Here is a 12,628-nt window from a genome sequence, read left to right as displayed (position 1 = left end):
TCGTTTTCTTACGATGTAAGCTTATTCCTGATTAGTCCAAACTTCATGTAACTTTAAGCTTTCTGTTTCCAAATAGCTGTGTGCTTTGTCTGAAAGTGAGTCGTTCTCATTAAAATATGTTAGCAATTCTTCAAAGCTCTCCAAATGTTTGATAACCTTATCTTGAAGCTCTCGCTTTTCATATAGCTCAATGGCACTTAAATGTGTAGTAAGAGACCGCTTCGTCTGCTCATCTACAATCTCATCCTGTTGAGCTAGATCTTCAACTAACTGCTTCATACCAGTGGCACTAAGTGGTGTATCTGTGAAATCTAAGCTATGCCCAATGTCATATAGGTCTGGAATAGTGACAGGGAGTTTTCCAAATGGATTAATATCACCTGCGAGCACTCCTGCCACGGCATTGATGGAGACATCCAAGTAACTGTACGTACTGACATAGCCATCTACTTCAGGGAATACCATCACATCATATGGATTACGATGGGCTGAAACAATAACAGGCTTCCCTGTTTGTTGAAGCGCTTTCACAAAATCTTGCTGTTTCTCATTCGTATTCGCCGTGTATGTCGTAACAATAATTTTATCCACTTCCGCCGCATGCTCTACAGCCTGTTCAATCTGGCTGTCAGTTGGACTGGTACTCGTTGCATAGCTGCGTCCATCCATTCCTTTTTCCTCTAATAATTGGAAAAGGGTTGAAGGTTTGGCGACAGAAGGACCAGTGACGAGTACCTTCTCTTCATTTTGAAGTGGCAACACGTCATCATTTTTAACTAGCGTAATGCTCTTTTCTGCAATATCCTTAGCAGCCTGCAGGTTTTCGTCCGTTCCAATGTTCCCTAATTTGTCAGGACTTGTCTGTGCATCGTCAAATAAGCCATTGTCCATCTTTGCAAGCAGAATGCGGTAAACCGATTCTTCCACTCGACCCTCGGTAATCTCACCGGACTCTACAGCTTCTAGCATACTTGTATATGCCACTTCTACATCTGGCGGATTAAGTAAAATATCTACTCCTGCTTTAAATGATTCTACAGGAACACGCTCTGGTGGTACGACATTGGCACCTGACATACCAAGGCTATCGGTGATAACCAAGCCATCATATCCCATTTCGTCACGAAGTAGGTCAGTTATAATTGGTTTTGACAATGTTGCTGGCAATCCTGAGTCATCCAATGCAGGTACCACAATATGACCTGTCATAATCGAACCAACTCCTGCATCAATTGCCTCTTTAAATGGCTTCAAGTCTACTTCATGCAATGTTTCCAAATCATGATCAATGACCGGAAGTCCATAATGCGAGTCAACGTCCGTGTCACCATGCCCTGGAAAATGCTTAGCCGAAGCAATGACATTCTGTTCTTTATATGCATTGATTTGGGAAACACCTAATTTTGATACTAGATCTGGGTCTTCACCAAAAGAACGAATACCGATTACTGGGTTAGCTGGGTTTAAGTTCACATCAACCGTCGGTGCAAAGTTCATATTAATCCCTAAGCTATCTAGCTCTTTACCAATAATACTCCCGGTTAAGGCTGCAAATTCCTCAGATCTCGTTGCACCAATTGCCATATTTCCTGGGAAAACTGTACCTGGATCTGTCACCCGCTGGACAATACCGCCCTCTTGGTCAGTTGAGATGAAAAGAGGAATACCGGAATCCTGTTCTACGGCAATTTCTTGGATTCCATTGGATAAGGATTGTACCTGCTCGGCATCTAGAGGGGTTCCAATGTTGTCTGTCCAGTTAAAATAAATCACGCCACCGACATGGTAATTTTCAATGACTTCCTGAAAATTCTTCCCACCACGGTTGTTCCTTAAATTAATATCCTCATAGGCTGGATCTGTAGGGGTTTGTCCATAAACATGTACAATAAACAACTGCCCAATTTTCTCTTCTAATGTCATATCATCTATGATGGCGTTGATCTCATCCTCGTTTACATCCTTTTTTTCAGCAGCCAATCCTGGCAATGGTAAGGTAAGGACTAATAAAACTGCTGATAATAATGCAATCATCCTACGTAGCTTCAACTAAATCCCTCCTTTATTCTTTTGATTGGTTTCAACGTACAATTCCGATTTAACACTCGAATGTCATGGAAACACCGCCTTCCAAAAAGGTCAAAGGTAGAATCCCCCGTGTGCTAATAGGGTTAATTAGACAATAGCAAAAAGTGTTTGAAAATGTTGTTCTATTGTGTCTAAATTTTCTATGTTTTCAAAATTGATTAGTTAGGACTAGTTGTGCATGACATGTCCTAGTACGAAGGATTTGCATGCATTACTCTATGAAAATTGATCCATTCTATATCACTAGGCATTCCCTCATACGTACTGCTCATTGGGGAGGAAATTACGTTAAATGATGATTTTTTTACAAAATCAACCAAGTGGTAATTCGACAAATTTAGAGTTAATGTGAGGAAGTTTGGCTTTTATTTAAGGTGGGAGTGTTTTTTTTGGGGGGGTGGGTTCACTTTGCGGGGTGCTGTGGTTTCACTTTGGGGGGTTGTGGTTTTACTATGCAGGGCTGTGGTTTCACTTTGCGAGGCTGTCTTGTCACTTTGTTGGGCTGTCTTGTCACTTTGCTGAGCTGTCTTGTCACTTTGGGGTGCTGTCTTGTCACTTTGCTGAGCTGTGTTGTCACTTTGCAGGGCTGTCTTGTCACTTTGCAGGGCTGTCTTGTCACTTTGCGACGCTGTCGTTTCACTTTGACTAGCTCTCAATTCACTTTTTATAAAAAAGGCCTAATGTCATACCTGTTGAACAGGAAACTTTAGGCCCTATAGTGTTATTTCTTATTTTTCCTAGCTCTTATAAATCCATCGATACTGTTCCAAACGATATTTATGAGTAGAAGTATAATAATCCATAACGGTGCTTGATTCCAAATCCAATCAACAGTATGATAGGCGTCACTGCCTGCTGTAACGACATTTGCTTCCACTAGCTCATTCATAAACGTTGGATTCCAAAAGTCGGCTCCACTTAACATGAACAAGAGTACGATCATAGAAATTGTATTTGAAAGGGTTGTATATAAAACTAACTTATAGGTCCATTTTCCAAAAGCTAATTTTACACATTCGTTTAAAATCCCAATACTCAAAATTAGAATAATGAAAACGAAATATGTTGCATATTTCTGGTCATTCAAAAACGGAACTACCCCACTAAATCCATCATGAAAAACCCAAATGCCCAGATAATCGCTGGAAAAGGAAAACAATACAATAAAAAAAGCATAGAACACAATACTTGCGACGGCATCCCGGCGTTTAATTCGACTCTGCTCAACAGGAATAGGCGGCAAGTTAGCTGGCTTCCACTCTCCTTCAAACTGTAAATCTTTCCGCTTCACATTACCGGCCAACTCTCCCATCGCAAATCCAAATGTCGTCCAGCCGAAAGCCATTGGAAATGCAGTAACACTTGAAACAATCATGTCAATAAAGTGATCTAAAATATTAACTGGATTCAGTACAACTTGGATTAAGAAACCAACCCCGATTGAAATCCCTAGTACGGAAAATACAACCTTTAGTATATATACATAAGAGTCAAAAAGCTCTGGCCCGATCAAGTATTTTTTGGTACTGCGATATTTATCTGCCAATTCCTTCGGGTTGCCCAATTCCAGTAAAACTTCTTCTATATCGCTACCCGAATATCTTCCCTTTTCACTGCGGTCTTCCAGCATGTCTTCAATCAAACCGCGAAGTTCAACAGCAATATCTTCTCTCTGTGATTGTGGTAGCTTCTGGGTAACTGCATAGATATATCGTTCAATCATTTCCATCCACATCATCTCCCTTATCCTCGATCACATGATTCAAACTATTTACGATATTTTTCCATTCACCAACCAGTAGTTCAAATACCTCTTTTCCTGTCTTACTAAGTAAATAATACTTTCTTGGTCGTGCTTCATTGGTGTCCCACTTACTATCCAATAACCCTTGTTTTTCTAGTCTTCTTAACAGTGGGTATAATGTGCCAGGCTCCACACGGATCCCGTTTTTGCCGAGCATAGTGACAAGTGAGTAGCCATATTGGGGCTCAGAAAGCTGGCTTAGTACACCAATCGTAATCGTTCCCCTTCTAAGTTCCTGCATAAGTTTATCTAAATGCTCGTGTGCATCTTTCATATGATCAACTCCTGTATTCATTATAGTGTATGTCGCACACTATTGTAAAGAACACAATAAAGTAGGTTATAAATCATTGTATGTATAGTTAAATGAAATGATGATTATTGTGGAGAAATGCGCAGGTAGGAATGAAAAAATTCTCACACGGTACTACTGGTTAGCATTAGAGCGGTTCGTATTGCACCTGATAAAGGAGGTTTACTGCAAATTGGCTACATGGATCATTCGGCTCTTTGTTTCTGCTTCGTCTCTTTCCTGCTTCTTCACGCGACTTTTCTGCTTCTTCACGCGACTTTGCCACTCCCTCATGCGACTTCACCGCTCCCTCACGCGACTTTGCCACTCCCTCGTGCGACTTCACCACTTCCTCATGCGACTTTGCCTTATTCTCACGCGACTCAAAAACACCAATCGAATTTTGATTGGTGTTCATTCGTTATCCTTTTATAGCGCCTTCTGTCATTCCTTTGGATATACGTCTTTGGAAAATAGCGTATAGGATGATGACAGGCACGATGGCGATGACAAGCCCGGCGAATAATGTTCCCCAAGCATTTGTATATTGTGCTTCACTGCTAATAAAGTCAATGGCAAGTGCTAGAGTATAGTTTTCGCTAGAGTTTAAGAATATCAACGCCATAAAATATTCATTCCAAAATTGGATAGCGTTCATAATCGTAACCGTAATGATCCCTGACATACTTAACGGTGTGATGATTTTCCATAAAACTTTGTACGGAGACATCCCGTCCATTGCTGCGGATTCTTCTAAGGATTTAGGAATTGTTCCGATAAAGCTAGTTAGAACAAAAATGGAAAATGGCAACTGACTTACGGCATATACGATGGCAAGCCCGTAAATATTGTCCAATAAACCTAAATCTGAAAGAAGGAAAAAGAGCGGGATCCAGCCAAGTACCATCGGTATCATCATGGCGGACACATAGACGGTAAATAAAATCTTACTGCCTCGGAAATTAATTCGTTCAATCGCATAGGCGGTTGGAATGGCTAATATCAGTGTTAGGATAGCACCAACTGCTGTGACGATCAGACTATTGAATACACTGACATCAATATTATAGTTTGTCCAAGCAGTGGTGAAGTTTTCAAAACTAAAGGACTCAGGGAATCCCCAAGGGTTACGGTATATTTCTGCATTCGATTTAAAGGCTCCTAGAAACATCCAGAAAATCGGATACAATACTGCTAATGACCAAAGGATCAACGGAATCCGTATTCCAGTTCTCCCCAGGATCTGGCCGACGCTTCGTTTCACAATAAATTCCTCCTCTTTATCGATATTCCGTACAAATTAATATTCCACTTTATCTCGGCGCATAAAGAACTGAAGTATTAATACCGTCAGCAAGGACAAGATTAAAATCATTACGCCGATCGTGGCACCATAGCCAAAGTTATACTGAACGAAGGCCTGTTGATAAAGGTAGGAGCCCATTACGTGCGTGGAGTTATTCGGCCCACCACCTGTCATTACCTGTACAATAATAAAGGAGCCATTTAATGTGGTAATCACGATATATAGTATGGAGATTTTCACCTGAGGCCAGATAAGTGGGAGTGTTACCTTCCAAAATTGCTGCCATTCTGATGCTCCGTCCAATTCTGCTGCTTCATAATAGCTTTTTGAAACATTGGATATTCCACCCATTAGTAGCAACATAAATAACCCAATACCTGCCCAAACCGATGGCAACACAAGACTAGGCAATGCCCAATCCTCGTCTCCCAGCCATGGTTTTGCCCAGCTTTCTAACCCAATAAATTCAAGCCCTGAGTTAACTAGACCAAGGTTCGGATTATATATAAATGTCCAAAGAATCCCGATCACCACAACACTCATAATATTTGGGAAGAAGAAAACGATACGATAAAATGGTGCTTCCTTAATTTTCAGTTGGGTTAGTGCAACTGCAAAGAATAAGGCCAACACCATAATGCCGATTACTTTGGTAGCAACAAGAAAATAGTCATGGATAATGGTATTCGGTATAATTGCATCTTTTACAAGCTTTATGTAGTTCGCCAATCCGACAAATTCTTTGTTTTGCGAGGAGCCCGACCAATCAAAGAATGAATAGTACAGACCACTAAATAGCGGATAAAGAGTAAATATAGCAAACATGATAAAGGTTGGGATTAAACAAAAAGCCAGAAATAAGTATTTTTGCTTTTTTGACTGTACCATTTTATCCCTCTTTCTTTAATGTAGTCGAAAAAATGGATCAGCAGGAGAGATAATACTCCTGCTGATACCTGTTTTCCTATTCGTTACTGCTACGGTATTCTGCAGCTGCTTTCTCGGCTGCTTCTACAAACTCTTCAGCCGAAGCGTTTCCAAGCATTAGAGACATTAGCGCATTTCCAACAGGTGTTTCCAAATCAGAACTCATTGGATGTGGCTTGTTGTAAATTTGTACCTGATCTGGATCATTGATCATTGCATTTGCTTCAGTCAGGTATACTGGTACTTCATCACTTTGAGAAAGATCAACCTCTGTAAGGTTCATGATTGCGCCTGTATGCTCTGAGAATGACATTGCATAGTCACGCGTGAAAGCAAACTCTACAAATGCTTTTGCAGCCTCTGGATTTTCTGCATTCTCCGCAATAGCTAGTGGACGTAAATCAGGAACGATAGCAAATGTCTCATCTGGAGCTTGCATTGGGGATGGGATAAACCCAAACTCAAATCCATCTGGAATATCATTTGCCATTTCATTCGGCAGCCAGAACCCTACAGGGATAAAGGCATTGTCATGTAAAAGGAAGTTCATTTGCGACTGGGTATGGTTTAGTGCTCCAAGTCCAGAGTCAAACATTCCTTCATCAGCCATTCTCTCAACTCGCTTCATTACTTCAAGAACTGGCTCACTTGTCCAAGCCCCTTCTTCTCCTTTAATTACACTTGTTAGCAACTCTTCTCCGCCAGCTGCCCCAAATGCAGGATAAAGTGCCCCACGAAGGAAGTAGTATGGATGCTGCCCACTTGTTACAAATGGATCGATCCCTTCGCTTTCCTTAATCTCTTCCATTGAACTCATTAAACTTTCAAAATCAGTTGGAACTTCAAAGCCTTTGTCCTCAAACAATGCTCTGTCATACCATGTTCCCCATGTATCGAATACAAGCGGAAGCGTGTAGACGTCGCCATCATAATTCGCTGGCTCTACAATAAAACTGTCAACAAGTTTATCTCCGTTTTCTAACTCGATATCCTGTAGCCAATCTGATAGATTCATAAGCTGCCCATCTTCTACCATTTGTGCTTCACTAGATCCTGCGCCGTCGATATACACGACATCAGGTGGATCATTGGATACCCAGCGCGAGCGCATTTCTTCGTTAATATTCGGTCCTGCATGCTCAATGACATTTACATCAGGGTACTCTTCTTTAAAACCGGCAATAACTTCTTTCCACCAAGAATCCCCGTATCCCCCTACAAAATACTGAAGCTCTAAATCTCCTGAAATACCACCATCTTCACTACTACCTGTATCATTACCATCTGAGTCTGAATCTGCATCTCCACCTGCATCTTCATCATTAGAGCAGGCGACAGTGAATGCGATTAGCAGCATGGCAACAAATAGAAACAAGATGCGGCTTTTCTTTATTCCCTTCATACTAAAATCCCCCTTTGTTTAATTACTAATATATGAAACACATGAAGGCTAAAATGCTTTCATGTTATTCCCCTACTAAGGCCGTGATTGCCTCTCGTACATTACCATTTGTTGCAACCAAGGCAGCGTCTACTTCTTGCAAGCTCTTTCCTGTTTTCAACATAATAATCGCTGGTTTCACTTTGTAATCCGTTTTTTCCAATACTTCTTCAGCTGATTCATAGCTTGCTTCGGTAACTGCGATTACATTTCGCTTTGCCCTTTCCTTCAGCTTATAGTTGCTTGCATGGACATCGACCATTAAGTTTTCATAAACTTTACCAAGCTTCACCATAACGGCTGTACTAATCATGTTTAATACCATTTTATGTGAGGTTGCGGCTTTCATTCGGGTTGACCCAGTTAAAATTTCCGGCCCCACAACAACTTCCATTGGAAAATCTACAAAACTGCTAATCTCTGAGTTTGGATTACTTGTAAGCGAAGCGGTAAATGCCCCTATTTTCTTTGCGTACTTCACAGCACCAATTGGATATGGAGTTCTCCCACTTGCTGTTATTCCAATCACGGCATCTGCTGCTGTGAGATTGCGTTCTGCAATATCAAGAGCTCCCTGTTCTTCTTGATCCTCTGCTCCCTCTACTGCTTTGAAAAATGCTCCATTACCACCTGCCATGACTGTCTGGACCAATTCTGGTGAAGTCATAAAAGTTGGTGGGCACTCCGAGGCATCCATTATACCTAGTCTTCCGCTCGTCCCTGCCCCTACATAAAACAATCTGCCTCCACTTTTCAATGCATTGTATACTTGTGTAACAACCGTTTCTATTTGGGGCAAAACGTTATCCACTGCAACTGCTACCTGTTTATCTTCCTCATTTATAAGCTGTAAGATGTCACGAGTAGGCATTCCGTCTAGATTAATAGAGTTTGGATTCCTTTGCTCTGTAACCAATCCTGAAAGGTTAGATAGGTTCATATGTACATAATCTCCTTATCTGCTAAGTGTCATAAAATGGGTGGTATTTCCTTTTCCTCCCAAATATTACTCGAACGAATCGGACCTTCACCGGCTATGTAAAAGCGCTTTCATATATTTTTTATAAGAAAGCCCGTAAAAATCCATTTATTTTACCGGCTTCATTCTTCTGCCAGCTGCCTTGAATATGTCATAGGTGCCTGTGCAGTTTATTCGTTAAGTTGTTTTTATTATAGGGTGAATGATATTTTTTGTCAATTTTATTTTTAAAATTAGAAATAAAATTTCAATTACTAGTTAAAAAGTACCGTTCCCCACAAAGTTGGAACCTATTTCATATAGGCTCCAGTTATCTTAGAACACTACCATCCTCATATTAATCTCTTAAAAACATGACTGCTTCCCTAGATGCATCAAGGTGTTCCACTGTTTCTTCATAATGGTTGGATGCAAGGCACATTAACAACATATCAATCACATGTAGCTGGGCAATCCTTGATGAGGTAGCCCCACTTCGGAAGGTCGCTTCCTTAGCGGCAGAAGTGTGTAATAAAATGTCAGCATACTGGCTAACAAGCGAGTTCCCGTATTTCGTTATTCCTATCGTAGTGATCTTTCGCTTTTTGGCCAGCTGAAGTAATTTCGCAACCTCCTGGGTGTCTCCAGAAAAAGAAACTCCAATTACCACGTCGCCTTCCCCTTTGTTTGCAATCAGTGTCGCCGCTAGATGAATGTCTGAAAAAGAATAGGCATTTTTATCAATTCGTTGAAATTTTTGTTCAGCATCCTTTGCAGCAATGTAAGAGGCTCCAACACCTGCTAACACAATCGAGTTTGCCTTCGCTAATGATTCCACAGCTTTTTTAAGTTGGTTCTCATCAAGGATATCGACTGTTTCTTTTAACGTTTGCACCGTGTTTGCCGTCACTTTATCAATAATGCTTTTATAAGACTCATTTGGTTCAATGTCCCGGTATGTTGTTTCCTCACCTGTCTGCAGATCACCTGCTACCCGAATTTTCAGTTCCTGAAATCCTTTGACGCCAATAGATTTACAAAGCCTTATAACAGCTGCACTGCTCGTATTACTTTTTTCACCGAGACCGAGGGCGGTGAGATGAATCGCTTCTTTTGGGTTTTCAATAATATATGTTGCAACCTTGCTTTCGGACGGTGACAAGCTGTTCACCATTTCCTTTAAAATAACCAGTCCGCCTTTTACATGGGCCATGTGATCACCCTCTTATAGTGTAATTTTCATTTGCTCTAATATGTGCGTATTTATTTGAATGTTTGCTTGTTTGTATGCTCCGATAAGCGAACCACCAACTGGCGGGATCTCCGGCTGTACAAGCATGAGCTGAAGAACATCCTCAAGATTTTTCTCTAGCAGCCTTGGCATGATGCCTTTTTCTTGAAAAACACCGCCACATAAAACGACTTTTGTTCTCTCTTCGCCATTAAACAGTTTACGATACAGCGCCTTAATTTGGGAAGCAATGTCTTTTGCAGATTGTTCTAGGATTGTCTGTGCAACAGGGTCGTCTTTTAGGTATGCTTGAAAAACAATGCGTGATAAGGGTGCAATAACAGACTTTGGCTGTTCGGCATCATAGACTGATTTTATAAGCTCCTGTGGGTGGGAAACGTTAAAATGGTCGTAAAGCATTTTCAGCAAAATGGTCGGTTCCTCTCGCCCATCCAGTGATTTTAATGCAGCTGTTATACCTGCTCTTCCTATCGCATACCCACTACCCTCATCACCAATTAAGTAGCCCCAACCGCCTACTCTTTCTTGTTCACCAGATTCATTCATTCCGTATGCAATGGAACCAGTGCCTGCTATTTGTACAATTCCTGCTTTTCCATAAGTCCCTGAATAGAGAGCACATATGGCATCAGGCTCAACTACGATCTTAGCCTGTGGCAGGATGCTGGCAAGGATAGCTTCTAAAATTGTTCGGTTAGCAGGATTGGCGGAGCCGGCAATACCCGCATACACGACTTTGACTTTCTTGAGCCGTGTTCCTTCCTCGTTGTCCAATTCCTTAAAAAGGGATTGAAACACTTCGATAAGTTGCTGCTCTCCGATAGCATTTGGGTTACTCGCTCCACTGATGGCCTGCGAAATAATAGTTCCATTCCCATCAGCCAATAAAGCATGTGTCTTCGTGCCACCACCATCGATCCCGATATAATATGCCATTCGTCTCCCTCCCCACATCATTACTAATTTATGATTCATCGCAAAATATTATTTCATTAAATAAATCTATTATTGAAATAATATTGTAACACAAAATGTTATTCAAATGTCTTTAATGATTTAAGTGCTTTTTTCTTAAATGAACTTTAAGAAGGGAGGCGGTCGGGTTGAAAGTGCAGTTCATAGGGGGATGAAATGCAAAAAGGAACGCCTCCCTTGATGAACTGCACTTCATAAGACTGATGAACGTCAAAAAAAGCTCCTACCCTAGCGAAAATGCACTTCATAAGACTGATGAACGTCAAAAAGAGCTCCTACCCTAGCGAAAATGCACTTCATAAGACTGATGAACGACAAAAAGAGCTCCTACCCTGGTGAAAATGCACTTCATAAAACTGATGAACGCCAAAAAGAGCTCCTACCCTGCTGAAAATGCACTTCATAAGACTGATGAACGCCAAAAAGAGCTCCTACCCTAGCGAAAATGCACTTCATAAGATTGGTGAACGTCAAAAGAATCTCCTCAGGTAAAATAGTTATGAGGAAAGTTTTCACGAAAAAATAGCTCCATTCTAAAAGAATAGAGCTATCTTCCGTTATTCTCCTATTTTACTAACTGAATCCCTGTACACAATTTGATGTGGGATAATAATTCGCTTTGCCGGCTCATCCTTATTCAGCGTTAATTCTATCAGTGCTTTTGCAGACTGTGCGCCAAGCTGATGAATTTGTACATCCACTGTTGTTAAGGCGGGGCGGGTTATTTCCGACAAATAGACATTATTAAAACTAACGAGCGACATGTCTCGCGGAACATGAAAGCCTAATTCCTCTAATGTGCTTAACACCCCAAGACTCATTAGATCATCTGTTACGACAATGCCTGTTGGTTTTACATCAAGCGAGAGCAATCTTTCAACTGCCTCCCTACCACCAGACTTTAAAAACTCAGTATGCAATTTATACGCCGGATTTTCTGGTATCCCTGCCTCTCGCATTGCCGCCTCATAACCAGCTTCCCGGTCAACTGTGACAAATAAATTCTTTGCCCCACCAATAAAGGCAATCCGTTCATGCCCCTGCTTAATCAGATAGGAGGTGATATCCTTACCTGCTTTAAAATTATCATTGTCCACATGCGTAATATTGCTTACATTGTCATACGGCTTCCCGACAATAACAAAAGGAAAGTTTGTTTCAATTAAGAAATCCGTAATTCGATCATTCACACGTGAATACAAGAGAATTACGCCATCCACGTAACTTCCATACACCATACGTTCCACTTCATTAAAAATCTCATCCTCTGTATCTCCACTTGATAATGTCATGGAATACTGCATTTTATGTGTGATGGAACCAATTCCCCTTAGTACTTCTGGGAAAAAGGGATTTTGCAATGATTTATCAGCAGAAGATGGAAGGATGACACCAATTGCCTTGGTTGATTTTGCAACAAGGTTACGTGCGTTTACATTCGGATGGTATCCTAGTTCCTTCATTGCTTTGCGAACCTTCTTTTTCGTATCTGGACTTATTCTTGGATTATCGGCAATCACTCGTGAGACAGTAGAAGGTGATACCCCAGTTGCCTTTGCTACATCTTTTATTGTTACCATATACT

Annotated in this window: 11 protein-coding genes; all 11 read right to left on the bottom strand. The window is 41.0% G+C overall.

The features are described 5' to 3' along the window. Positions 1-21: 21 nt before the first annotated feature. Positions 22-2,049: a glycoside hydrolase family 3 protein gene (locus tag BN985_RS07835; protein WP_232225557.1), complete on the bottom strand. Its 2,028-nt coding sequence runs from the start codon at positions 2,047-2,049 to the stop codon at positions 22-24. A 760-nt stretch (positions 2,050-2,809) separates the two neighbouring features. After that, the gene (locus BN985_RS07825; RefSeq protein ID WP_042222348.1) at positions 2,810-3,817 is read right to left on the bottom strand and encodes an HAAS signaling domain-containing protein; all 1,008 of its coding nucleotides are present in this window, start codon (positions 3,815-3,817) and stop codon (positions 2,810-2,812) included. After that, a complete protein-coding gene (locus BN985_RS07820) occupies positions 3,804-4,166 on the bottom strand; it encodes a PadR family transcriptional regulator (protein ID WP_042222346.1) in 363 nt (120 codons plus the stop codon). The genes BN985_RS07825 and BN985_RS07820 overlap by 14 nt, the downstream gene beginning before the upstream one ends. Positions 4,167-4,332: 166 nt before the next feature. After that, positions 4,333-4,602: a hypothetical protein gene (locus BN985_RS07815; protein ID WP_042222344.1), complete on the bottom strand. Its 270-nt coding sequence runs from the start codon at positions 4,600-4,602 to the stop codon at positions 4,333-4,335. 3 nt (positions 4,603-4,605) lie between these two features. After that, the gene (locus BN985_RS07810) at positions 4,606-5,448 is read right to left on the bottom strand and encodes a carbohydrate ABC transporter permease (protein WP_042222340.1); all 843 of its coding nucleotides are present in this window, start codon (positions 5,446-5,448) and stop codon (positions 4,606-4,608) included. A 36-nt stretch (positions 5,449-5,484) separates the two neighbouring features. Continuing rightward, positions 5,485-6,378, bottom strand: coding sequence for a carbohydrate ABC transporter permease (locus BN985_RS07805; protein WP_042222338.1), 894 nt, complete (start codon positions 6,376-6,378; stop codon positions 5,485-5,487). Positions 6,379-6,454: 76 nt separating this feature from the next. After that, positions 6,455-7,819 (bottom strand): ABC transporter substrate-binding protein, encoded by a 1,365-nt coding sequence (locus BN985_RS07800; protein ID WP_042222336.1) that lies wholly within the window; start codon positions 7,817-7,819, stop codon positions 6,455-6,457. A 64-nt stretch (positions 7,820-7,883) separates the two neighbouring features. Beyond that, the gene (murQ, locus tag BN985_RS07795) at positions 7,884-8,798 is read right to left on the bottom strand and encodes an N-acetylmuramic acid 6-phosphate etherase (RefSeq protein WP_042222334.1); all 915 of its coding nucleotides are present in this window, start codon (positions 8,796-8,798) and stop codon (positions 7,884-7,886) included. A 376-nt stretch (positions 8,799-9,174) separates the two neighbouring features. Then, positions 9,175-10,029 carry a MurR/RpiR family transcriptional regulator gene (locus BN985_RS07790; RefSeq protein ID WP_042222333.1) on the bottom strand — a complete coding sequence of 285 codons (855 nt, stop codon included), beginning with the start codon at positions 10,027-10,029 and terminating at the stop codon, positions 9,175-9,177. 12 nt (positions 10,030-10,041) lie between these two features. Next, the gene (locus BN985_RS07785; RefSeq protein WP_042222330.1) at positions 10,042-11,004 is read right to left on the bottom strand and encodes an N-acetylglucosamine kinase; all 963 of its coding nucleotides are present in this window, start codon (positions 11,002-11,004) and stop codon (positions 10,042-10,044) included. Between the two features lie 596 nt (positions 11,005-11,600). Further along, positions 11,601-12,623 (bottom strand): LacI family DNA-binding transcriptional regulator, encoded by a 1,023-nt coding sequence (locus BN985_RS07780; RefSeq protein ID WP_042222328.1) that lies wholly within the window; start codon positions 12,621-12,623, stop codon positions 11,601-11,603. Positions 12,624-12,628 lie beyond the last annotated feature (5 nt).

Source organism: Oceanobacillus manasiensis (assembly GCF_000724085.1).
In the GTDB taxonomy this organism is placed as follows: Bacteria; Bacillota; Bacilli; order Bacillales; family Amphibacillaceae; genus Oceanobacillus_B; species Oceanobacillus_B manasiensis.
The sequence above is the reverse complement of the archived record's forward strand: the minus strand, read 5'-3'. Positions and strand labels throughout refer to the sequence as shown.